General features: G+C 65.3%; 25 protein-coding genes. 17 read left to right on the top strand and 8 right to left on the bottom strand.

The annotated features are described in order from the left end of the window. Positions 1 to 22: 22 nt before the first annotated feature. The 3 genes from rfaD to cysM all read left to right on the top strand — a co-directional run bounded on the left by rfaD (position 23) and on the right by cysM (position 2,545). Entirely contained in the window at positions 23 to 1,015 is a 993-nt protein-coding gene (rfaD, locus tag CFB43_RS05280) for an ADP-glyceromanno-heptose 6-epimerase (protein ID WP_089472377.1), read from the top strand. Between the two features lie 74 nt (positions 1,016 to 1,089). Beyond that, positions 1,090 to 1,431, top strand: a complete 342-nt coding sequence (locus CFB43_RS05285; RefSeq protein WP_089494335.1) for a ComEA family DNA-binding protein — start codon at positions 1,090 to 1,092, stop codon at positions 1,429 to 1,431. A 211-nt stretch (positions 1,432 to 1,642) separates the two neighbouring features. Then, positions 1,643 to 2,545, top strand: coding sequence for a cysteine synthase CysM (gene cysM / locus CFB43_RS05290; RefSeq protein WP_089494336.1), 903 nt, complete (start codon positions 1,643 to 1,645; stop codon positions 2,543 to 2,545). Positions 2,546 to 2,624: 79 nt separating this feature from the next. Here the strand turns inward: cysM and mltB are convergent, their stop codons facing one another. After that, the gene (gene mltB, locus CFB43_RS05295; protein ID WP_089494337.1) at positions 2,625 to 3,968 is read right to left on the bottom strand and encodes a lytic murein transglycosylase B; all 1,344 of its coding nucleotides are present in this window, start codon (positions 3,966 to 3,968) and stop codon (positions 2,625 to 2,627) included. A 43-nt stretch (positions 3,969 to 4,011) separates the two neighbouring features. On the opposite strand from mltB, the gene CFB43_RS05300 reads away from it, so the two are divergent. Further along, on the top strand, positions 4,012 to 4,935 hold the full coding sequence (locus CFB43_RS05300; protein ID WP_011351344.1) for a histone deacetylase family protein: 924 nt from the start codon (positions 4,012 to 4,014) through the stop codon (positions 4,933 to 4,935). Positions 4,936 to 4,963: 28 nt separating this feature from the next. Here CFB43_RS05300 and CFB43_RS05305 read toward each other — a convergent pair whose 3' ends face one another. Further along, positions 4,964 to 5,884, bottom strand: a complete 921-nt coding sequence (locus CFB43_RS05305; protein ID WP_089494338.1) for an alpha/beta hydrolase — start codon at positions 5,882 to 5,884, stop codon at positions 4,964 to 4,966. Between the two features lie 219 nt (positions 5,885 to 6,103). Here CFB43_RS05305 and CFB43_RS05310 point away from each other — a divergent pair, with 219 nt between their 5' ends. From CFB43_RS05310 to CFB43_RS05330, 5 genes are all read left to right on the top strand, one after another. Beyond that, on the top strand, positions 6,104 to 7,138 hold the full coding sequence (locus tag CFB43_RS05310) for a methionine ABC transporter ATP-binding protein (protein WP_089430771.1): 1,035 nt from the start codon (positions 6,104 to 6,106) through the stop codon (positions 7,136 to 7,138). Beyond that, positions 7,128 to 7,781, top strand: a complete 654-nt coding sequence (locus CFB43_RS05315; RefSeq protein ID WP_011351347.1) for a methionine ABC transporter permease — start codon at positions 7,128 to 7,130, stop codon at positions 7,779 to 7,781. Before CFB43_RS05310 ends, CFB43_RS05315 begins: the two co-directional genes overlap by 11 nt. A 29-nt stretch (positions 7,782 to 7,810) precedes the next feature. Then, complete coding sequence (locus CFB43_RS05320) at positions 7,811 to 8,605, top strand: MetQ/NlpA family ABC transporter substrate-binding protein (RefSeq protein ID WP_089494339.1); 795 nt, start codon at positions 7,811 to 7,813, stop codon at positions 8,603 to 8,605. Between the two features lie 228 nt (positions 8,606 to 8,833). Continuing rightward, complete coding sequence (locus tag CFB43_RS05325; RefSeq protein ID WP_089439507.1) at positions 8,834 to 9,583, top strand: electron transfer flavoprotein subunit beta/FixA family protein; 750 nt, start codon at positions 8,834 to 8,836, stop codon at positions 9,581 to 9,583. Positions 9,584 to 9,599: 16 nt separating this feature from the next. Next, complete coding sequence (locus tag CFB43_RS05330) at positions 9,600 to 10,535, top strand: electron transfer flavoprotein subunit alpha/FixB family protein (RefSeq protein ID WP_089494340.1); 936 nt, start codon at positions 9,600 to 9,602, stop codon at positions 10,533 to 10,535. 207 nt (positions 10,536 to 10,742) lie between these two features. On the opposite strand, the gene CFB43_RS05335 is transcribed toward CFB43_RS05330, so the two are convergent. Continuing rightward, the gene (locus CFB43_RS05335; protein WP_011351352.1) at positions 10,743 to 12,029 is read right to left on the bottom strand and encodes a D-amino acid dehydrogenase; all 1,287 of its coding nucleotides are present in this window, start codon (positions 12,027 to 12,029) and stop codon (positions 10,743 to 10,745) included. Between the two features lie 145 nt (positions 12,030 to 12,174). Between CFB43_RS05335 and CFB43_RS05340 the strand changes: the two genes are divergently transcribed. Further along, the gene (locus CFB43_RS05340) at positions 12,175 to 12,663 is read left to right on the top strand and encodes an Lrp/AsnC ligand binding domain-containing protein (protein ID WP_011351353.1); all 489 of its coding nucleotides are present in this window, start codon (positions 12,175 to 12,177) and stop codon (positions 12,661 to 12,663) included. Positions 12,664 to 12,753: 90 nt separating this feature from the next. Next, entirely contained in the window at positions 12,754 to 13,935 is a 1,182-nt protein-coding gene (locus CFB43_RS05345) for a PA0069 family radical SAM protein (RefSeq protein ID WP_089494341.1), read from the top strand. A 49-nt stretch (positions 13,936 to 13,984) separates the two neighbouring features. Here CFB43_RS05345 and CFB43_RS05350 read toward each other — a convergent pair whose 3' ends face one another. Further along, positions 13,985 to 14,452: an NINE protein gene (locus CFB43_RS05350; protein ID WP_039370986.1), complete on the bottom strand. Its 468-nt coding sequence runs from the start codon at positions 14,450 to 14,452 to the stop codon at positions 13,985 to 13,987. A gap of 109 nt (positions 14,453 to 14,561) precedes the next feature. After that, complete coding sequence (locus CFB43_RS05355) at positions 14,562 to 15,701, bottom strand: PQQ-dependent sugar dehydrogenase (protein ID WP_089494342.1); 1,140 nt, start codon at positions 15,699 to 15,701, stop codon at positions 14,562 to 14,564. A 153-nt stretch (positions 15,702 to 15,854) separates the two neighbouring features. Between CFB43_RS05355 and rpsP the strand changes: the two genes are divergently transcribed. From rpsP to CFB43_RS05385, 6 genes are all read left to right on the top strand, one after another. Next, entirely contained in the window at positions 15,855 to 16,109 is a 255-nt protein-coding gene (rpsP, locus tag CFB43_RS05360) for a 30S ribosomal protein S16 (RefSeq protein WP_006476550.1), read from the top strand. A gap of 42 nt (positions 16,110 to 16,151) precedes the next feature. Then, complete coding sequence (gene rimM / locus CFB43_RS05365) at positions 16,152 to 16,832, top strand: ribosome maturation factor RimM (RefSeq protein WP_089424816.1); 681 nt, start codon at positions 16,152 to 16,154, stop codon at positions 16,830 to 16,832. A 1-nt stretch (position 16,833) separates the two neighbouring features. After that, positions 16,834 to 17,628 carry a tRNA (guanosine(37)-N1)-methyltransferase TrmD gene (gene trmD / locus CFB43_RS05370; RefSeq protein ID WP_089472387.1) on the top strand — a complete coding sequence of 265 codons (795 nt, stop codon included), beginning with the start codon at positions 16,834 to 16,836 and terminating at the stop codon, positions 17,626 to 17,628. Positions 17,629 to 17,761: 133 nt separating this feature from the next. After that, the gene (rplS, locus tag CFB43_RS05375) at positions 17,762 to 18,154 is read left to right on the top strand and encodes a 50S ribosomal protein L19 (RefSeq protein WP_006753174.1); all 393 of its coding nucleotides are present in this window, start codon (positions 17,762 to 17,764) and stop codon (positions 18,152 to 18,154) included. An 87-nt stretch (positions 18,155 to 18,241) separates the two neighbouring features. Continuing rightward, positions 18,242 to 18,928, top strand: coding sequence for a CoA pyrophosphatase (locus tag CFB43_RS05380; protein ID WP_069247448.1), 687 nt, complete (start codon positions 18,242 to 18,244; stop codon positions 18,926 to 18,928). A 120-nt stretch (positions 18,929 to 19,048) separates the two neighbouring features. After that, positions 19,049 to 19,987, top strand: coding sequence for a CobD/CbiB family protein (locus CFB43_RS05385; protein WP_011351361.1), 939 nt, complete (start codon positions 19,049 to 19,051; stop codon positions 19,985 to 19,987). Between the two features lie 64 nt (positions 19,988 to 20,051). On the opposite strand, the gene CFB43_RS05390 is transcribed toward CFB43_RS05385, so the two are convergent. From CFB43_RS05390 to CFB43_RS05400, 3 genes are all read right to left on the bottom strand, one after another. Beyond that, positions 20,052 to 20,372, bottom strand: coding sequence for a putative signal transducing protein (locus tag CFB43_RS05390; RefSeq protein ID WP_089424817.1), 321 nt, complete (start codon positions 20,370 to 20,372; stop codon positions 20,052 to 20,054). Between the two features lie 66 nt (positions 20,373 to 20,438). Continuing rightward, positions 20,439 to 21,380, bottom strand: a complete 942-nt coding sequence (gene rsgA / locus CFB43_RS05395) for a ribosome small subunit-dependent GTPase A (RefSeq protein WP_089430775.1) — start codon at positions 21,378 to 21,380, stop codon at positions 20,439 to 20,441. Further along, entirely contained in the window at positions 21,377 to 22,636 is a 1,260-nt protein-coding gene (locus tag CFB43_RS05400) for a M48 family metallopeptidase (RefSeq protein WP_011351364.1), read from the bottom strand. The genes rsgA and CFB43_RS05400 overlap by 4 nt, the downstream gene beginning before the upstream one ends. Positions 22,637 to 22,748 lie beyond the last annotated feature (112 nt).

Here is a 22,748-nt window from a genome sequence, read left to right on the forward strand (position 1 = left end):
GCACTTTTCAGGCAGGACGATCATGACCCTCATCGTCACCGGCGCAGCCGGTTTTATCGGCGCGAACCTCGTCAAGGCGCTCAACGAGCGCGGCGAAACGCGCATCATCGCAGTCGACAACCTGACGCGTGCGGACAAGTTCCGGAATCTCGTCGATTGCGAGATCGACGACTATCTGGACAAGACGGAATTCGTCGAACGTTTCGCGCGCGGTGATTTCGGCAAGGTACGCGCGATTTTCCACGAAGGCGCCTGTTCGGACACGATGGAAACCGACGGCCGCTACATGATGGACAACAACTTCCGCTACAGCCGCGCGGTGCTCGACGCCTGCCTCGCGCAGGGCACGCAGTTCCTGTACGCATCGTCGGCCGCGACCTACGGCGGATCGACGCGCTTCGTCGAGGAGCGCGAGGTCGAGGCGCCGCTGAACATCTACGGCTATTCGAAGTTCCTGTTCGACCAGGTGATCCGTCGCGTGCTGCCGACCGCGAAGAGCCAGATCGCCGGCTTCCGCTATTTCAACGTGTACGGCCCGCGCGAGACGCACAAGGGGCGCATGGCGTCGGTCGCGTTCCACAACTTCAACCAGTTCCGTGCGGAGGGCAAGGTGAAGCTGTTCGGCGAGTACAACGGCTATGCGCCGGGCGAGCAGACGCGCGACTTCGTGTCGGTCGAGGACGTGACGAAGGTGAACCTGTTCTTCTTCGATCATCCGGAGAAGTCGGGCATCTTCAACCTCGGCACGGGCCGTGCGCAGCCGTTCAACGATATCGCGTCGACGGTCGTGAACACGCTGCGTGCACTCGACAACCAGCCGCCGCTGACGCTTGCGCAGCAGGTCGAGCAAGGGCTGATCGAATACGTGCCGTTCCCCGATGCACTGCGCGGCAAGTACCAGTGCTTCACGCAGGCCGATCAGACGAAGCTGCGCGCGGCCGGTTACGACGCACCGTTCCTGACCGTGCAGGAAGGCGTCGACCGCTATGTGCGTTGGCTATCTGGCCAGGTTTAAGCGGAAGCGTTGCATCGATAGACTGGGTCTCACGGTCGGCAGCCGCCGGCCGTTTTTCATCGGAGATCCAGTACATGATCAGGAAATGGTTGGCCGCAGCGGCAATGCTCGGCACGATCGCGTCGGCCTGGGCGGCCGTTGACGTCAACACCGCGAACGAGGATGCGCTCGTCGGCATCAAAGGCATCGGCCCGGCACGGGCGAAGGCGATTCTCGACGAACGCGGCGCACGCGGTCCGTTCAAGAATGCGGAAGATCTCGCGTCGCGCGTGAAAGGCATGGGCGGCCATACCGTCGAGCGGCTTCAGCAGGAAGGCCTGACGGTCGGCGCGGCCGGCACGGGTGCCACGCCGCCGGCACCGGGCAAGCCGCCCGGCAAGCCCGCGGCACCACCTGCCCGCACCGCACAGAAGTAACGCGTCGCGCGCGACCGACAACGAGCTCCTTCAGTCGCCGTCATTGCGACGGCTTCCCGCGGCATGCCGCGGGTTTTTTGCGTGGGCGCGGTGTAGGCGGCGGCGGGTTGCACGGCACGCGTATTCCATCGTCGCAATGGGGTTGCCGGCGTGAGCAGCGGTGCTGGTTTACAATCGATCGATTGATCGGCCTCGTACTCACGGTATATCCATGGCTTACAAAACTATCGAAGACACGATCGGCAATACGCCGCTCGTCCAACTGGTCCGCTTGCCGGACGATGAAATTCGCGCGCGCAACAACGTGGTGCTCGCGAAGCTCGAAGGCAACAATCCGGCGGGTTCCGTGAAGGATCGTCCGGCACTGTCGATGATCAGCAAGGCCGAGGCGCGCGGGCGCATCAAGCCGGGCGATACGCTGATCGAGGCGACGAGCGGCAATACGGGTATCGCACTGGCAATGGCAGCAGCGATCCGCGGCTACAAGATGGTGCTGATCATGCCGGAGGACCTGTCGGTCGAGCGCCGCCAGAGCATGGCTGCCTACGGCGCCGAAATCATCCTGACGCCGGTGAAGGGCGGCATGGAGCTCGCACGCGATCTCGCGGACCAGATGCAGCGCGAAGGCAAGGGCGTGATCCTCGACCAGTTCGCGAACCCCGACAATCCGATTGCGCACTACGAAGCGACGGGCCCGGAAATCTGGCGCGATACCGAAGGGCGCATCACGCACTTCGTGTCGGCCATGGGCACGACGGGTACGATCATGGGCACGTCGCACTATCTGAAGGAACAGAATCCGGCGATCGAGATCGTCGGTGCGCAGCCGGAAGACGGTTCGCGCATTCCGGGCATCCGCAAGTGGCCGGAAGCGTACATGCCGACCATCTTCGATCGCAGCCGGGTCGACCGCGTCGAGAACGTGAGCCAGGCCGCGGCGGAAACGATGGCGCGCCGGCTCGCGTCGGTCGAAGGCATCTTCGCGGGCATTTCGTCGGGCGGCGCATGTGAAGTCGCGATGCGCATCGCGCGTCAGGTCGAGAATGCGACGATCGTGTTCATCATCTGCGATCGCGGCGACCGCTACCTGTCCACGGGCGTGTTCCCTGCCTGAACGCAGGCAGGTGCGCGCAACGCGCGTGCGATAAAAAAAGCGCCGCTTGTGCGGCGCTTTTTCTTTGAGCGGTTGGTGCTTATTGCGACTCGGTGTCGACGGTGGCCGGCTGAAGTGCGCCGCTCGCTTCCATCTGCGCCTTCACCGCCTCGCCAAGCTGGTACACGGTGAGCGCGTAGAAGAAGCTGCGGTTGTAGCGCGTCAGCACGTAGAAATTCTTGAGACCGAGCATGTACTCGGTCGCCCGCCCCGGCGACGGCAGGTCGACCACCGTCACAGGGGTACCGCCTTCGGTCGTGATGTTGACCGTCGGCTCGTTCAGCGTCATGCCCGCGCGCAGCAGTTGCGACAGCGCCCAGTGCGGTTCGGGCTGGCCGTCGGCGGCGGCCTGGGCGATCCCCAGGCTGCCCGTGTCGGGCGTGATCTGCCAGACCACCGGGCGGTCGGTTTCCCAGCCGTGCTGCTTCAGGTAGTTCGCGACGCTGCCGATCGCATCGACAGGACTGCTGCGCAGGTCGACATGGCCGGTGCCGTCGAAGTCGACCGCATACTCGCGGATGCTGCTCGGCAGGAACTGCGGAATCCCGATCGCGCCTGTATACGAGCCGAGCACGGTGGTCGGGTCGAGCTGGTTGTCGCGCGTCCAGACCAGGAAATCCTCGAGGTTCTTGCGGAACGTCGCCTGGCGGCTGTCGCGATTCGGCGTGTCCGGATAGTCGAACGTGAGTGTCGTCAGCGCGTCGAGCACGCGGAAATTGCCCATGTAGCGGCCGTAGATCGTCTCGACGCCGATGATGCCGACGATCACCTCGGGCGGCACGCCGAATTGCTCGGACGCGCGCTGCAGCGTTGCCTGGTTCGCCTTCCAGAATTTCACGCCCGCGTTGATGCGGATCGGCTCGATGAAGCGCGAGCGATAGACGCGCCAGTTCTTGACCGTCGGCGACGGGGCCGGCTTCACGAGCTTGACGGCCGTCGCCGAATAGCTGATGCGCGAGAACAGCGCATGCAGGCTCGCGGAGTCGAAGCCGTTGCGGCTGACCATCTCGTCGATGAACGCATCGACCTTCGCGTTGTTCGCGTAACGCTGCGGAACAATTTCCTCTTCGAAGGTCTGGCCTTGCGGCGTCGGCTGCTGCGGCTGGGCCTGCGCGACGAGCTTGCCCGTGGACTTCGCGGGTTGCGTCTGCGCGCCGGCAGGGGCGGTGCCGAGGGCCGCGACCACAGCGGCCGCGACGAGCGGCACGCGAACACGGAACAGCGCGGGGAGAAGGGCGGCAGGCTTGCTGGAATTCATGTCGAAGCGGGCGGACAAGGCGATTGGGTTCGGCGCAGTATACCCGACGGATCCGGCGCGCCGGGGCGTGGCGGGCCCCCGTTGTGGTAAGTTAGCGGCGAATTCGCGGCAGACGATGGACATCATTGATGGAGACCTGCGGCGCACCGTGCGCCGCGGATGACAGCTTATGGCAACCGCTTTCTATACGCACCCCGACTGCATGCTGCACGAGATGGGGGAATGGCATCCGGAATGCCCGGCCCGCCTGTCGGCGATCCAGGATCAACTGATCGCGAGCCGCATCGACGACCTGATCGTGCACGAAACCGCGCCGTTCGCGAGCGAGGTGGCGCTGGGCCGGGTGCATACGCAGGCGCACATCGACTACATCCGGAGCATGACGCCGGTCGACGGCTACGTCGAGATCGATCCCGATACGCTGATGAACCGCGATACGTGGCGTGCGGCGCTGCGTGCGGCCGGTGCCGCGATCGCGGCGACCGACGCGGTGATCGAAGGCCGCTATGCGAATGCGTTCTGCGGCGTGCGCCCGCCTGGCCACCATGCGGAGCCGGCGCGTGCGATGGGTTTCTGCTTCTTCAACAACGTCGCGATCGCCGCGCGGCACGCGCTCGACGTACACGGTCTGGAGCGTGTGGCGATCATCGATTTCGACGTGCATCACGGCAACGGCACCGAGGCCGCATTCGCGAATGACGAGCGCGTGCTGATGTGCAGCTTCTTCCAGCATCCGCTGTACCCGTTCTCGGGCGTCGATCACCAGGCGCCGAACATGGTCAACCTGCCGATGCCAGCGCGCAGCAACGGGATGGCGATCCGCGAAGCCGTCGACATGTTCTGGCTGCCGCGCCTTGATGCGTTCAAGCCGCAGATGCTGTTCGTGTCGGCGGGTTTCGATGCGCATCGCGAGGACGATATCGGCAACCTCGGCCTCGTCGAAGCCGACTTCGAATGGCTGACCGCGCAGATCGTCGACGTGGCGCGCCGGCATGCGCAGGGCCGCATCGTGAGCTGCCTCGAAGGCGGCTACAACCTGTCCGCGCTCGGGCGCAGCGTCGTCGCGCATCTGCGCGTGCTGGCCGGTATCTGACAATCGATTGACCGGCCGTGCCGGGCGCTCAGCGCGCCGGCACGCGCGCGTGAATCCACGCGATCAGCGCGTCGATCACGCGATCGCGTTCGAGATCGTTCATCGTTTCGTGAAAGCCACCTTCGTATAGCGTCAGCGTGCGATCGGGCGAGCCGACGCGTGCGCCGAACGCCCGGCTGCCGTCGGGCTCGGTCAGCTTGTCCTCGGTCCCGTGATAGACGAGCACCGGAACGCGCAGCCCACCGCGGCCGCTTTCGATGCGCGCCATCGCGTCGAGAATCTCCGCGCCGGTGCGCGCGGGCACCGCGCCGTGATGCACGAGCGGATCGGCACGATTGGCCGCGACGATGGCCGGATCGCGCGACAGCAGTGCTGCATCGATCTTGATGGCAGGGAAGGTCGGCCATACGCGGCTGATGACGCGGCTCACCGCGAGCATCCAGCGCGGCACGTCGCGTCCCGGCGCGAGCGCCGGGCTCGACAGCACGAGGCCCGTCAGCACGTGGCCGCGCGTCGGCGCGCGTTCGATCGCGTACAGCGCCGCGACCGCGCCGCCCATGCTGTGCCCCATCAGGAACAGCGGCGAATTGCCGCGCGCGGCTTCGGCGACAAGCGCATCCGCATCGTTCAGGTAGCCGTCGAAGCGCTCGACCCACGCGCGCTTGCCGGGTGACTGGCCGTGCCCGCGCAGGTCGATCGCGAGCACGTCGATGCCGGCCGCATTCAGCCGGCCGGCGAGCGCGGCATAGCGGCCCGCGTGTTCGGCAAGACCGTGAACGAGCGCGATCGTCGCGCGCGGCGGCGTGGAGCCGTCGCCGGCGGGCCACCGGTACGACGCCAGTTCGAGCCCGTCAGCGGTACGCAGCCGGCCCATGGTCGGCGCGGGCGGCGACGAAGGCGCCGGTCCGGCGGTGGCGAGTGCGGCGGCCGGCGTAGTGGTGGCGGTCATCTGGCGTGTCCCCTGTCGGTTGGCATGTGTGTTCCGGATCATAGTCGCGGCGCCGTCGCGGCGCGCCAGCGGAGCTCCTCTAATTTCGTGCGGTTATGAAAAGATCGAAATCGATTATTAAGGGGAATGAGGGGTTTGCGGTAAAATCGACGGCTATTCCAGATGCATCGGCGGCCGACTGGCGGGCCAACTCGCCAGCCGGGCCGCCGTTTTGTTTACATGATCGAATTACGCAATCTTTCGCAGCGATTTCCCGGGCCGGGTGGCTGGGTCGAGGCGCTGCGCAACATCAACCTGACGATTCCGCAGGGTGAGGTGTTCGGCATCATCGGCCGAAGCGGCGCCGGCAAGAGCACGCTCGTGCGCACCATCAACCTGCTCACGCGGCCGACCGAAGGCAATGTCGTCGTCGGCGGGCGCGATCTCACGCTGCTGCCGGCTGGCGCGCTGCGCGAGGCGCGCCGCGAGATCGGCATGATCTTCCAGCACTTCAACCTGCTGTCGTCGCGCACGGTGTTCGACAACGTCGCGCTGCCGCTCGAACTGGCCGGCGCAAGCCGTGCCGAGATCGAGGCCGCCGTGCTGCCGCTGCTCGACCTCGTCGGATTGTCCGCGCAGAAGGATCGCTATCCGTCGCAGATCAGCGGCGGGCAGAAGCAGCGCGTCGGCATCGCCCGCGCGCTCGCGAGCCGGCCGAAGGTACTGCTGTCGGACGAAGCGACGTCCGCACTCGATCCCGAGACCACGCGTTCGATTCTCGATCTGCTGAAGCGCATCAACCGTGAGCTCGGCCTGACGATCGTGCTGATCACGCACCAGATGGAAGTGATCAAGCAGGTGTGCGATCGCGTCGCGGTACTCGATGCGGGGCGCGTGGTCGAGGAAGGCCGCGTGATCGACGTGTTCCTGCAGCCGCATCACGAAGTGACGCGCGCGCTGATCGGCGACGTGATCGCGCAGGAATTGCCGCCCGCGCTGAAGGTGCGCGTGGCCGAGCGGCTGAAGACGGGCAGCGGGCATTTGCTGCGGCTCGCGTTCACGGGCTCGGGTGTCGACCAGCCGATCCTGTCGGAGACGATCCGCCGGTACGAACTCGATTTCAACATCCTGCACGGCCAGATCGACGAGATCCAGGGGCAGGCCTTCGGTTCGCTCGCTGTGCTCGCGGGCGGCGAGCCGGGCAAGGTCGGGCAGGCGCTCGCGTTCCTGCGCGAGCAAGGTGTGGTGGTAGAGGAGCTTTCGTATGTTGAGTGAGATGTTCGATATGTTCGTGCAGTCGTTCTGGGAGACGCTGATCATGGTCGGCATCTCCGGGGTGGTCGGCGCGCTCGTCGGCCTGCCGCTCGGCGTGCTGCTCTACCTGACCGACCGCCAGGGCGTGCTGCAGAACCTCGCGGTGAATCGCGTGCTCGGCGGCATCGTGAATGCCGTCCGCTCGACGCCGTTCATCATCCTGCTGGTCGCGGTGATTCCGTTTACGCGGCTCGTCACGGGTTCGTCGATCGGCACGGCCGCGGCGGTCGTGCCGCTGACGCTCGCGGCCGCGCCGTTCATCGCGCGTCTCGTCGAGACGGCGTTGCGCGAAGTCGACCGCGGGCTGATCGAGGCTGCGCAATCGATGGGCGCGACCACGTCGCAGATCGTCTTCAAGGTGCTGCTGCCCGAATCGCTGCCGGGCGTCGTCGCGGGCCTGACGATCACGTTCGTGTCGCTGGTCGGCTATTCGGCGATGGCGGGCGCGATCGGCGGTGGCGGCCTCGGCGATCTCGGGATCCGCTACGGCTACCAGCGCTATCTGCCCGAAGTGATGTGGACGGTGGTCGCGATCCTGATCGTGTTCGTGCAGATCGTGCAGTCGTTCGGCGACTGGCTCGTCCGCCGGCTGAGCCACAAGTAAAACAAGATTGATCCGTCAGGGGACACTCGATGCAACGACGCTTCATGCTGAAATTCGCGACGGCACTGGGCGCGGCCGCGCTGTTCGCGGGCGCACACGCGCAGGCCGAAACCATCAAGGTGGGCGTGACGGGCGGGCCGCACGCGCAGATCATGGAAGTGGTGAAGAAGGTCGCGGCGAAGAGCGGCCTCGACATCCGCATCGTCGAATTCTCCGATTACGTGCAGCCGAACGCCGCGCTTGCGTCGGGCGACCTCGATGCGAACAGCTACCAGCACGATCCGTATCTGCAGGCGCAGGTGAAGGACCGCGGCTACAAGCTGGTCAAGGTCGCGGATACCGTCACGTTCCCGATGGGCATCTATTCGAAGCGCGTGAAGTCGCTGGCCGAATTGAAGCCGGGCGCGCGCATCGCGGTCCCGAACGATCCGACCAACGGCGGCCGTGCGCTGCTGTTGCTGCAGAAGCAGGGCCTGCTGAAGCTGCGCGCGGACGCGGGGCTGAAGGCGACGCCGCTCGATATCGTCGACAATCCGCGCAAGCTGAAGATCGTCGAACTCGATGCGGCGCAGATTCCGCGCTCGCTCGGTGACGTCGACGCGGCTGCGATCAATACCAACTACGCGATGGAAGCGGGGTTGAAACCGAAACAGGACGCGATCGCGATCGAGGGCCCGAACGGCCCGTACGCGAACATCCTCGCGATCCGCGAGGCGGACCGGAACAAGCCGTGGGTCGCGAAACTGGTCGCGGCCTATCATTCGGCCGACGTGAAGCAGTTCATCGAAGGCAAGTTCGGCGGCGCGGTCATTGCCGCCTGGTAACAGGTGAAGCACGCGGCGCCCGGCGAGATTAGAGTCGATGATCGAAAACCCGGGCTTTGCGTCCGGGTTTTTTCTCTTTTAAAATAGAACGACCGTTCGCTATCATTGGCGCGTCGCCAAGAAGCGGTATCCTCGACAACCACGAAGGTTGGGTCCGCTTGGCCGCGCAGTCATGAGGCCTCGCTATAGAATGGCCTCTGGTCGTATTCGTAACTTTGGAGCGTGTGCATGAAAATCCTGGTGCCAGTGAAAAGAGTGGTCGATTACAACGTGAAGGTCCGCGTGAAGTCGGACAACACGGGTGTCGACATCGCGAACGTGAAGATGTCGATGAACCCGTTCGACGAAATCGCGGTTGAAGAAGCCGTGCGCCTGAAGGAAGCGGGCGTGGCGACCGAAGTGATCGCCGTGTCGGTCGGCGTCGCGCAAGCGCAGGAAACGCTGCGTACGGCGCTGGCGATCGGCGCGGATCGCGCGATCCTCGTCGAATCGAACGATGGCGTCGAGCCGCTGGGCGTCGCAAAGATCCTGAAGGCGCTGGTCGACAAGGAACAGCCGCAACTGGTGATCCTCGGCAAGCAGGCGATCGACGACGATTCGAACCAGACCGGCCAGATGCTGGCTGCGCTGGCTGGCCTGCCGCAAGCGACGTTCGCATCGAAGGTCACGGTGGCCGACGGTAAGGCAACGGTCGCCCGCGAAGTGGACGGCGGCGCGGAAACGCTGTCGCTGTCGCTGCCGGCCGTCATCACGACCGACCTGCGCCTGAACGAGCCGCGTTACGTGACGCTGCCGAACATCATGAAGGCGAAGAAGAAGCCGCTGGAAACCGTGAAGCCGGAAGACCTGGGCGTCGACGTTACGCCGCGTCTGAAGACGCTGAAAGTGGTCGAGCCGCCGAAGCGCGCCGCCGGCGTGAAGGTGCCGGACGTGAAGACGCTGGTCGAGAAGCTGAAGACCGAAGCCAAGGTGCTGTAAGAGGGAGCGGAAAGAAATGACGATTCTGGTGATTGCAGAACACGACAACGCGTCGATCAAGGCCGCGACGTTGAACACGGTGGCGGCGGCAGCGAAGATCGGCGGTGACATTCACGTGCTGGTCGCGGGCCACAACGCGCAAGCGGCTGCGGACGCAGCGGCGAAGATCGCAGGTGTGTCGAAGGTCCTCCTGGCCGACGCGCCGCAACTCGAAGCGGGCCTCGCGGAAAACGTCGAAGCGACCGCACTGAACATCGCGAAGGACTACTCGCACATCCTCGCGCCGGCGACGGCCTACGGCAAGAACATCGCGCCGCGCATCGCCGCGAAGCTGGACGTCGCGCAGATCTCGGACATCACGGCAGTCGATTCGGCCGACACGTTCGAGCGCCCGATCTACGCAGGCAACGCGATCGCGACGGTGCAGTCGAGCGATCCGATCAAGGTCATCACGGTGCGTGCGACGGGTTTCGATCCGGTGGCAGCGGAAGGCGGCAGCGGGTCGGTCGAGAAGATCGACGCGGCAGCCGATGCCGGCAAGTCGCAGTTCGTGAGCCGTGAAGTGACGAAGCTGGACCGTCCGGAACTGACGAGCGCAAGCATCATCGTGTCGGGCGGCCGCGGTCTGGGCAGCGGCGAGAACTACACGAAGGTGCTGGAGCCGCTGGCGGACAAGCTGTCGGCAGCACTGGGTGCTTCGCGCGCGGCAGTCGACGCAGGCTACGTGCCGAACGACTATCAGGTCGGCCAGACCGGCAAGATCGTCGCACCGCAGCTGTACATCGCGGTCGGCATCTCGGGTGCGATCCAGCATCTGGCCGGCATGAAGGATTCGAAGGTGATCGTCGCGATCAACAAGGATCCGGAAGCACCGATCTTCAGCGTGGCCGACTATGGCCTCGTCGGTGATCTGTTCGCGCTCGTGCCGGAGCTCGTAGCCGAGCTAGGCTAAAGCCGCTTCAGCGGTAAGCACACGAGAAGAGGGGCGCGACGAGCGCCCCTTTTTTCGCCATCGACAGCGGGGAAAGAGGGTGACACCTCATGAACCATCACGCCGCTGCCCGGCATGACAACGCGATTCGATGAAATGAAAAAGGCGCCCCGAAGGGCGCCGTTCTTTTTGATGCCGGCCGTTTGCACGGCCGCGGGCTGTGTCGGCTTATGCGTATGCCGGGCGCGTCTGGCCGGCCACGTCCTTCAGGTAACGATGCACCGACAGGTCGTCGGCCTGGATCGCAGGCATCTTGCCCGAGATCAGGTCCGCGAGCAGCTGGCCCGAGCCGCACGACATCGTCCAGCCGAGCGTGCCGTGGCCGGTGTTCAGGAACAGGTTCGACACCGGCGTACGGCCGACGATCGGCGTGCCGTCCGGCGTCATCGGGCGCAGGCCCGTCCAGAACGTTGCCTTCGACGTGTCGCCGCCGCCCGGGAACAGGTCGTTCACGCACATTTCGAGCGTTTCGCGGCGTGCGGCACGCAGCTTCTTGTCGAAGCCGACGATTTCCGCCATGCCGCCGACGCGGATGCGCTGGTCGAAACGCGTGATCGCGATCTTGTAGGTCTCGTCGAGCACGGTCGACACGGGCGCGGCCGCTTCGTTGACGATCGGCGCGGTGATCGAATAGCCCTTCAGCGGATAGACGGGGATCTTCATCAGGTTCGAGATGAAGCTCGTCGAGTACGAGCCGAGCGCGACGACGTACGCGTCCGCGCGCACCGTTTCGCTGCCGCACTGCACACCGGCGATCTTGCCGCCCGCGATCGCGAGCGCATCGATCGGCGTGTTGTAGCGGAACTTCACGCCAAGCGATTCGGCGAGCGCGGCAAGGCGCGTCGTGAACAGCTGGCAGTCGCCCGTTTCGTCACCCGGCAGGCGCAGGCCGCCCGTCAGCTTGTGCGAGACGGCGGCAAGCGCCGGCTCGGCTTTCTTCAGGTCGGCCGGGGAAAGCAGTTCGAACGGCACGTTCGCTTCCTGCAGGACGGCGATGTCCTTCGCCGCGCCGTCGAGTTGCTGCTGCGTGCGGAACAGTTGCAGCGTGCCGCCCGTGCGGCCTTCGTACTGGATGCCGGTATCGGCGCGCAGTGCCTGCAGGCAGTCGCGGCTGTATTCGGCGAGGCGGACCATGCGGCCCTTGTTGACCGCGTAGCGCTCGGCCGTGCAGTTGCGCAGCATCTGATACATCCATTGGAGCTGGAAGCGCGTGCCGTCGAGGCGGATCGCGAGCGGCGCGTGCTTTTCGAACATCCACTTGACGGCCTTCAGCGGTACGCCGGGTGCGGCCCACGGCGCGGCATAGCCGGGGGAGATCTGGCCTGCGTTCGCGAAGCTCGTCTCGAGCGCCGGGCCGGCTTCCCGGTCGATCACCGTGACTTCATGGCCGGCGCGCGCGAGGTAATACGCGCTTGCCACGCCCACCACACCGCTGCCCAGAATGACGACTCGCATAGCTGCTCCAGATGGAAGGGACCAGATCGAGGCCGGGCGCACCTGCGTCTCCGTGTAACCTCTAGCTGATCTAGTTTTTTTCGCTATGGTATTGTCGAATGTGTAGGTTTTGTTATCGTATTTTTCAGGTTTTCAGCATAAACAAATGAGAACGCAACGTCAGCCCGTACGCTCGCTCGACAAGCTCGACCGACGCATCCTGAAACTGCTGCAGGACGACGGCCGGATGGCGATGAAAGACCTTGCGGAACAGGTTGGACTGACCGTGACGCCGTGTATCGAGCGTGTGCGGCGTATGGAGCGCGATGGCGTGATCACCGGCTATCACGCGCGGGTCGACCCGCACCAACTGGATGCCGCGCTGCTGGTGTTTGTCGAGATCACGCTCGGCCACAAGGGCGGCAACATGTTCGAGCAGTTCCGCCGCGAAGTGATGAAGATCGACGAGGTGCTCGAGTGTCACCTCGTGTCCGGTGATTTCGACTACCTGATCAAGGCGCGGATCGGCGAGATGGCCGACTACCGGAAGCTGCTCGGCGACATCCTGCTGCAGCTGCCCGGCGCCGTGCAGTCGAAGAGCTATGTCGTGATGGAAGAAATCAAGGAGACGCTGACGATCGCGGTGGGCGACTGACGCGCCCGCGGCGGCCCGTCGGGCCCTTTATCCCGCCCTTGGCAGCCTGCACCCAATACTGTATAAATATACAGTATTGGGTGCAGGCGAATGGGTGGGCACATGGACGATCGATCCGACAACGAATTTCCGATAGCGCCGCCCGTGCCCCGCAAGGGGCGCGGTGCGGTCGACAACTTGCAGGGGCGCTACGAGATCGCGCAGCGCGAAGCGGTCGACGACGGCTGGACACACGAGTCGGACGATACCGATTTCCCCGCGCCGCTGCGCACGCAGGTCTTCGAGGAGCGTGCGAAGAGCATCCTGACGCGCAACCAGTCGCCCGACATTCCATTCAGCGTATCGCTCAATCCGTATCGCGGCTGCGAGCACGGTTGCATCTATTGTTTTGCACGGCCGACGCACAGTTATCTCGGCCTGTCGCCGGGGCTCGATTTCGAAAGCCGCATCTATGCGAAGGTCAATGCGGCCGAACTGCTCGAGCGCGAGATTTCACGCAAGCGCTACGTGCCGGAGCCGATCGCGCTCGGCGTCAACACCGACGCCTACCAGCCGGTCGAGCGCGACCTGCGCATCACGCGCAGCGTGATCCAGGTGATGCACGATCGCGGGTTGCCGTTCGCCGCGATCACGAAGTCGTCGCTGATCGAGCGTGATCTCGACCTGCTCGCGCCGATGGCCGAACGCGGGCAGGTGATGGCGGCGGTCACGATCACGACACTCGATGCCGATCTCGCGCGCACGCTCGAGCCGCGCGCGGCAACACCGGCGCGCAGGTTGCGTACGATTCGTGCGCTGAGCGAGGCGGGCGTGCCGGTCGGCGTGAGCATTGCCCCGATGATTCCGTTCGTCACCGAGCCCGACATGGAGCGCGTGCTCGAGGCGTGCGCGCAAGCCGGCGCGACGCATGCGAGCTACATCATCTTGAGGCTGCCGTGGGAAGTCGCGCCGCTGTTCAAGAACTGGCTTGCCGCGCATTTTCCGGATCGCGCGGAGCGCGTGATGAACCGCGTGCGCGACATGCGCGGCGGGAAGGACTACGACTCGGATTTCTCGAAACGGATGAAGGGCGAGGGGATCTGGGCCGACCTGCTGCGGCAGCGTTTCCGCCAGGCCGTCAAGCGGCTCGGGTTGAACGAGCGCACGAATGGGATTCTCGATCTGTCGCAGTTTCGCGGTGCGCCGGCCGCCGCGGCGCCGCGCGTTGCTGTTCGTTCAGCCGCAACGCGGTCGATGCAGTCGCGTGACGACTCGCAATTGAACCTGTTCTGACCGGCGTGCCAAACCGAAGCAGGGCGCCTGTGCGTAGCGGCCGTTACGCTTACTGCGAAATCTGCTTCGCCGCTTCGACCTGTGACTCGAAGTACGTCTGGAACGACAGCGCGAGCGCGGTCATCAGCAGGAAGGCACCGATCAGCAGCGAGAAGATCACCACGAAGATCACGGTCCAGCCCGACTTGCTGTGCTTGCCTGTCTCCGCGTTGAATTGCGCGTCCCATTTTTCATCGGGGCGCAGCCCGTAGACGAGCGCGGCAAGGAACGCCGCCAGCAGCGAGATCGCGCCGGGAACGGCAAGCCACCAGCCGAGGCCCGCGCTGCGCTGGGTTGCGGCGAGCAGGAGGAAGCCCGGAATGCCGACGATCGTCGCGAGCAGGTGCGCCCAGCCGAACACGTCGCGAAAGCCATACAGATAGAAGCGGTGCGCGCCGAGCGATCCGAACAGGAACGCGAGGGCGGCGGTGAGCGTCTTGGAGCGAAAGCGGCGGGACGGTGCGGTGCTGCTGGACATGGATGGCGGCGTATTGTCGTTGGCATGGGCGGCCGGCGGGCCGGCGCGGGCGCGCGGCCCGGCACGCATTCTACGATGCCCGGTCGGGCCCGGTCATCCCTGTCCTGCGTCAAGGTGCCGCATAGGTCACGCGGTAGATCGCACCCGCGTAGTCGTCGCTGACAAGCAGCGAGCCGTCCGGCAGCGGCAGTACGTCGGCGGGGCGCCCCCATACCGTGCCGTCGGGTCGTAGCCAGCCCGTGACGAACGGGGTCTGGCGCGACTGGCTGCCATCCGCCGAGACGACGACGCGCATCACGCGGTATCCGACCTTCGTGCTGCGATTCCACGAGCCGTGTTCGGCGATGAAGACGTTATTGCGATACGACGCCGGAAACATCGACCCTGTATAGAAGCGCATGCCGAGTGCTGCGACGTGAGCCCCGAGTTTCAATACGGGCGGCACATAACGGCGGCATACGTTGGCGCCGCCGAATTCGGGGTCGGGCGTGTCGCCGCCATGGCAGTATGGGAAGCCGAAGTCGAGGCCGGCGCGCGGTGCGCGGTTCAGCTTGTCGTCGGGCTCGTCGTCGCCCATCATGTCGCGCCCGTTGTCGGTAAACCAAAGCTCGCCCGAATCGGGGTGCCACGCGAAGCCGACCGTATTGCGTACGCCGCGGGCGACCACCTCGTTCCCGCTGCCGTCCGCCTTCATGCGTGCGATGATCGCGTAGCGGTTGCGATCGGCGAGACAGACGTTGCACGGTGCGCCGGTCGGGACATACAGCTTGCCGTCGGGGCCGAACGCGATGAATTTCCAGCCGTGATGGTGTTCGGTCGGCAGCGCGTCGGTGACGACGGCAGGTGCGGGCGGCGTGGCCAGCCGGTCGTCGATACGATCCAGACGCAGAATGCGTGAGACGGCGGATATATAGAGTGCGCCGCCACGGTAGGCGACGCCGACGGGCATGTCGAGCCCGGACGCTACAACATAGCGCGCACTGATCCGGCCCTCGTGCATGACGAATGCGTGAACGCGGCCTTCCCGGGTGCCGACATACAGGATGCCGCGCGGCGACCACGCCATTTCGCGCGCGGTCGGTACCGCGTCGACCAGCACTTCGACGTGGAAGCCGGGCGGCACGACGAGTTCGCCCACCGGCAACGGCGCGGCAAACGCCAGTGCGGACACGAGGCAGGCAAGGCCGGCAAGCAGCGCCGCGAAATGGTGCTGCGCGCGGCGCATCGAGGCGGCGCGAAGGGGCGGCATGACGGTGTGGAACCTCCCGGACACGACGATTGTATGCCCGGCGGACAGGCCGCCTCCGGATTTTTTCCGCGTAAGTGTTTGTTGTACCTCTGGTTTCCGGCTATAATCGCGTGTTTCAGTAGTTTCGAACCCGGTTTTCCCGAAGGACATCATATGGTTATCATCCGTCTGGCTCGTGGCGGCTCGAAGAAGCGCCCGTTCTACAACATCGTTGCTACCGATTCGCGCAACCGTCGTGACGGCCGCTTCATCGAGCGCGTCGGCTTCTACAACCCGGTCGCTACGAAGGGCGAATCGCTGCGTATCGCTCAGGATCGCCTGACGTACTGGCAAGGTGTTGGCGCGCAACTGTCGCCGACCGTCCAGCGTCTCGTGAAGGAAGCGCAAAAGGCGCAACCGGCTGCCTAACATGGCACGGTGTGCCGGTCGTGCCGGCTGTGAGGTGCATTGATGGCGGGTCACGATTCCGGTAATGCAAGGCGCGGGCGTGCGTCGTTTGGCGCATTCGTCCGCAAGCCGGTCGAGCGCGACGCTGTCGCGAACGCCGGTCAGGCTGCCGAGCAGCAGGGCAGTCTCGAAGTGGCGCAAGCCTGGCCCGACGATGCCGTCGAGGTCGGAGCGGTGGTCGACGCCTATGGCCTGAAGGGTTGGGTCAAGGTGGCGACGCATGCCGACGCCGGCCGCGGTGGCGATGCGCTGCTCAAGGCGCGCCACTGGTGGCTGGAACGCGGTGCGGAGCGGCTTTCCGTCCGCATCGTGCAGTCGAAGGCGCACAGCGACACCGTCGTTGCGCAACCCGCGGGCGTCAGCGACCGCGATGCCGCGTACGCGATGCGCGGCTTTCGCGTGTTCGTGCGCCGGGAAGATTTCCCGGCATTGGCCGCGGACGAATTCTATTGGGTCGACCTGATCGGTCTCGACGTCGTCAACGAGCAATCGGTGGCGCTCGGGAAGGTGAGCGGGATGATCGACAATGGCGTGCATTCGATCATGCGTGTCGAGTATCCGGCGACCGGCAAAGACGGTCAGCCGACTACCGACGAGCGGTTGATTCCGTTCGTCGGCGTATACGTCAAAACGGTGGATCAGGCGGCGCGTCGCATCGTCGTCGACTGGGAAGCCGATTACTGAAATGAACCAGGTTACCGAGAGCGCGGTGCAGTTCGACGTCGTCACGCTCTTTCCCGAGATGTTCCGTGCACTGACCGACTGGGGGATCACCAGCCGGGCCGTCAAGCAAGGGCGCTTCGGGCTGCGCACCTGGAATCCGCGTGATTTCACGACGGACAACTACCGCACGGTCGACGATCGTCCGTACGGGGGTGGTCCGGGCATGGTGATGCTGGCCAGGCCGCTCGAAGCCGCAATCGATGCCGCGAAAGCGGCGCAGGCGGAGCAGGGCATCGCGAGCACGCGTGTCGTGATGATGTCGCCGCAGGGCGCGCCGCTCACGCACGAGCGTGCGGTGCGGATGGCGCAGGAACCCGGTGTCGTCGTGCTGTGCGGCCGCTACGAAGCGATCGATCAGCGCCTGCTCGATCGTTGCGTCGACGAGGAAATCAGCCTCGGCGATTTCGTCCTGTCCGGCGGAGAATTGCCGGCGATGGCGATGATGGATGCTGTCGTACGGTTGCTGCCTGGTGTGCTGAACGATTCGCTGTCGGCCGTGCAGGACAGTTTCGCTGACGGCCTGCTCGATTGTCCGCACTACACGCGCCCCGAGGAATACGACGGCGTGCGCGTACCGGACGTGCTGCTCGGCGGGCATCATGCCGAGATCGAGAAGTGGCGGCGCCAGGAAGCATTGAGAAATACGTTGCGGAAGCGGCCGGACCTGATCGTCCGGGCGCGCCGCGAGAAGTTGTTGAGCCGTGCCGACGAGGCGTGGCTCGCGAACCTCGCACGCGAAGCGAAGGACGCCTCTTGAGGCGGCTGCGCGAGCGGGAATTGGCGGTGCCGTACATGCGTGTGCGGCGCCTGATGTGAATCCATCCTCTATCGGGGCCAGGCCTGGAAGCAGGCGGGTGTGAACGCCGACACGATGGCATAAGGAGTCAGTAATGAATCTGATCGCAAAACTTGAGCAGGAAGAAATCGAGCGCGCGCTCGCCGGCAAGACGATCCCCGAATTCGCCCCGGGCGACACGGTGATCGTGAACGTGAACGTGGTTGAAGGTAACCGCAAGCGCGTTCAGGCTTACGAAGGCGTCGTGATCGCAATTCGCAACCGTGGTCTGAACTCGAACTTCATCGTCCGCAAGATCTCGTCGGGCGAAGGCGTCGAGCGTACGTTCCAGACGTACTCGCCGCTGCTGGCAAGCATCGTCGTGAAGCGCCGCGGTGATGTGCGTCGTGCGAAGCTGTACTACCTGCGCGAGCGTTCGGGCAAGTCGGCTCGTATCAAGGAAAAGCTGGTGTCGAAGGATCGCGCCGCAGCAGCTTCCCAAGAGTAAGAGCTGTAAGGAAAAAGCACCCAACCGGGTGCTTTTTTCATTCTGGCGCGAGAATATGCTCGATACGACTCGAACCCGAGAGCCCCATTGAATCGCCGCCCCATCATCGATCCCGAAGTCCTGCCGGTCGAAGGCACCGGCGCCGGCCTGCCGGCCATCGATTCCCGCCTGATGACGCCGTCCGGCCTGCGCGACCGTTTCGCGCGCACGCTCGAATGGAGCGTCGAGCCCGGCGAGGCGAGGCTGCAGGAGGGCGTCGATCCACGCAGCGCGGCCGTCCTCGTGCCGCTCGTCGTCCGCGAGTCCGGTCTCACCATGCTGCTGACCCAGCGCGCCGACCACCTGAACGACCACGCCGGACAAATCAGCTTCCCCGGCGGTCGTCGCGAGCCGTTCGATCGCGATGCAACCGCCACCGCGTTGCGCGAGGCGAAGGAAGAGATCGGTCTGGCAGACGAGCGTGTCGAGATCCTCGGCGCGCTGCCCGACTACCTGACCGGTACGGGCTTTTGCGTGACACCGGTGGTCGGCCTCGTGCATCCGCCGTTCACCGTGCAGGCCGACACGTTCGAAGTGGCCGAGATTTTCGAGGTCCCGCTCGCGTTCCTGATGAATCCCGCGAACCATCAGGTTCGTGTGTTCCGCTGGGAAGGCGGCGAGCGTCGTTTTTTTGCGATGCCCTATCCGAATGGCGAACCCGGCGGGCATTACTTCATCTGGGGCGCAACTGCCGGCATGTTGCGCAATCTGTACCGCTTCTTGGCCGCCGGCTAGGCGTGCACGATTATCGGCGTGCGTGGCCGGCTGGCGGGCGACTGCACCGGCAGCCATCCGGTGCTTACGCTGTGCTATCGTTATGCAAAAAATGACATAACTCCGAAGACGGCGCCACGCATGACTTTCTTTTCGGTTCTCCTCGCTCTCATCATCGAACAGGTCCGCGCGTTGTCGCCGAACAATCCGGTGTTCGCGCTGTTCCAGTTTCATGCGGAAACCGTCGCGCATGGTCTCGACGCGGGCAAGCAGAAGCACGGCATCCTCGCCTGGCTCGCGGTCGTGCTGCCGTGGGTGCTGATCGTCGCGCTGATCTATTTCCTGCTGTTCAAGGTGAGCTTCGTGCTCGCATTCATCTGGAACGTCGTCGTCGTGTATTTCACGCTCGGTTTCCGTCAGTTCAGCCATTACTTCACCGACATCCACCTCGCGCTCAATAACGACGACGTGCCGCGTGCGCGCGAAATCCTGCACGAGTGGACAGGCATCGACACGGTCGACATGCCGGTCGGCGAAATCGTCCGCCATACGCTGATTCACGCCGTGGTCGCATCGCATCGCCACGTGTTCGGCGTGTTCTTCTGGTACGTGCTGCCGATCGGGCCGGCCGGTGCCGTGCTGTACCGGATTTCCGAATACCTCGCGCGCAGCTGGTCGACGCCGGGCGACGACCGCACGGCGGCGTTCTCGACGTTCGCGCAGCGTGCGTTCTTCGTGATCGACTGGATTCCCGCGCGATTGACCGCGCTCGGCTTCGCTATCGTCGGCAATTTCGAAGACGCGATCTATGCGTGGCGCAACCACACGCGCCAATGGCCCGATCCGAACGATGGCGTCCTGCTGGCAGCCGGCAGCGGTGCGCTCGGCGCACGCCTCGCGGGGCCGCTCGCGGAACCGTCGAGCCTCGATGCGCTGGCCGTCGGCGACAGCGGCCCGTTGACGGTCGGTGACGATTGCACGCCGCGGACGCTGCAATCCGCGGTGGGCCTCGTCTGGCGTGCGGTGATCCTGTGGATGATTCTGCTGCTGATGCTGACGCTCGCCGTCTGGGTGTCGTGACGGGGCAGTGCGGTATCCGATGAAAGGCAGAAGGCCGGCTTGAAGCCGGCCTTTTTGCTGTGGTTCAATCGTCCTCCAGCGGATCGCGCACGGCGCCGCATTGCCAGCACGCGGTGAACTGGGCTTCGAGCGCCTCACCGCACTGCCGGCAGCGCCACGGCGCGGCGCCGGCCGACGGGCCGTGCGACGCGGCATCGAGGAGCCGGCGTGCGAGTGCGTCGTCGCGTTCGTCGTCGAGCCACAGTTCGGGCGTGCAGGCGTCGGCGGGCAGGCCGCCGAGCGCGCCGGTCGCGTAGCAGTTATGCAGCTCGCAACCGATGCCGGCTACCTGAAGCACGTTGGCCCAGTGCTGTGCCGTCGCGAGATCGGGTGCCTTGAAACGCATCGCGGCTCCTGTTGGTGAACGCCGGCCCGCATGGCGCCGGCTGGCTGCCGCGCGCGTGCCGCGCGGTCAGCGGACGATCTGGCTCGCCTCGTGCACGAGCTGCGCATACAGCGCATGCCGCGACGGTGCGATGCGGCCGTCGGCGACAGCGTCGAGAATCGCGCAGCCGGGTTCGTGCAGATGATGGCAATTATAGAAACGGCAGTCGGCCAGCAGCGGCCGGAACTCCGGGAAGGCGCGCTCGAGACGGCCTTCCGTCAGGTGGTAGAGGCCGAATTCCTGGAAGCCCGGCGAATCGATCAGCGCGCCGCCGCCCGCCAACGGGTAGAGGCGCGTGAACGTCGTCGTGTGACGGCCGCTGTTGAGCGCGGCCGAAATCTCGCGCGTGGCGGCTTCGGCATCGGGAACGAGCAGGTTCACGAGCGTCGACTTGCCCATCCCGGACTGGCCGAGCAGGATCGTCGAATGCCCGGCGAGGTGCGGCATCAGTTGTGCGCGCGCGTCGTCGGGCGAGCCCTTCACGGATAGCTCGAGCACGTCGTAGCCAAGGGCGCGGTAGGGCGCGAGGCGCTCGCGCGCGACCGGCAGCGCGGCTTCGACGTCGATCTTGTTCAGCACGACGAGCGGCTTCAGCTCGTTCGCCTCGGCGGCGATCAGCGCGCGGCCGAGCAGGTCCTCGCTGAAGTAGGGCTCGGTCGCGAGCACGATCAGCAATTGATCGAGGTTGGCCGCGAACAGCTTCGACTTGAACTGGTCGGAACGGTACAGCAGGTTGCGCCGCTCGCCGATCTCGACGATGACGCCCTGGTCGGCCGATGCGAGTTCGTACACGACACGGTCGCCGACCGCGATGTCGCTCTTCTTGCCGCGCGGGAAGCACTGCAGCATCGGGCCGCCGTCGTCGGGCGCGACGATGTAGTGGCGCCCGTGTGCCGCGATCACGCGGCCTTCGACCCGTTGCGCATTCGACGCGCGCGGGGCCGGCTTGCGGGAGGTCGGCCGGCTCATGCGTGCTGCATCAGGCGGTCGATCCGCTGCGATGCAGGCGGATGCGAGTAGTAGAAGGCCGTGTAGACGGGGTCGGGCGTCAGCGTCGACGCGTTGTCCTCATAGAGCTTCACGAGCGCGCTGACGAGATCCTGCGCGTCGGTCTGGCTGGCGGCGAATGCGTCGGCCTCGAATTCGTGCTTGCGCGACGTGAGGCTGCCGAACGGCGTTGCGAAGAACAGGAACACGGGAATCGCGAGGAAGAACAGCACGAGCGCGGCGCCCGCGTTGCTCGTGTCGAGCGATGGCGTGACGCCGAGCCCCGTGTAGAACCACGTGCGTTGCGCCAGCCAGCCGAGCAGCGCGAGCAGCACGAGGCTCAGCACGAACGACACGAGCATCCGCTTCATCACGTGGCGACGCTTGAAGTGGCCGAGTTCGTGCGCGAGCACGGCTTCGATTTCCTGGCCGGACAGGCGCGCGAGCAGCGTGTCGAAGAACACGATCCGCTTCGACGCGCCGAAGCCCGTGAAGTATGCGTTGCCGTGCGCGGAGCGGCGGCTGCCGTCCATCACGAACAGCCCCTTCGCCGCAAAGCCGCAGCGCTTCATCAGCGACTCGATGCGCGCGCGCAGCGCGTCGTCCTTCAGCGGTTCGAACTTGTTGAAGATCGGTGCGATGAAGGTCGGGTAGATCAGCAGCACGAGCATCTGGAACGCGACCCAGACGATCCAGGTCCACAGCCACCACAGGCTGCCGGCCTGGTTCATCAGCCACAGCACGACGAACAGCAGCGGCAGGCCGAGCGCGGCGCCGAGCAGCGAGTTTTTCAGCATGTCGGTGAAGAACAGCCGCTTGGTCATCCGGTTGAAGCCGAAACGCTGTTCGATCCCGAACTGGCGGTAATACTCGAACGGGACGTCGATGACGCTCGTGATCACGAGCACGGCGGCGACGAGTGCGACCTGCTGCCCGTAGCCGCGGCCGATCCAGCCGGTGAGCAGCGTGTCGAGTGCGCCGACGCCGCCGAGCAGCGTGAGGCCGACCAGCACGGCCGCGCTGACGACGATTTCGAGCATCGTCAACCGGGTGCGCTCGACCGTATAGTCGGCCGCGCGCTGGTGGGCGGTCAGCGGGATGGTTGCGCTGAACTGCGCGGGGACGCCGTTGCGGTGCGCCGCGACGAAGCGGATCTGCCGCGACGCGAGCCACAGCTTGGTGACGACCATCGCGAGCACGGCGAGCGCGAACAGCAGGGTGAACGAAAAGGGTGACATCGAAGGCGCCAAAGGGTTCTATGCGAGAATTATATGTTCTAGCGGACCGGCCCCGCTGATGCGATGCCGGCCGCCCGGGCGGCGCCGCGCGCCGTCCGCCATTTTCCAGGAT

Origin of the sequence: Burkholderia sp. AU15512, assembly GCF_002223325.1 — a bacterium.
Taxonomy (GTDB): Bacteria; Pseudomonadota; Gammaproteobacteria; order Burkholderiales; family Burkholderiaceae; genus Burkholderia.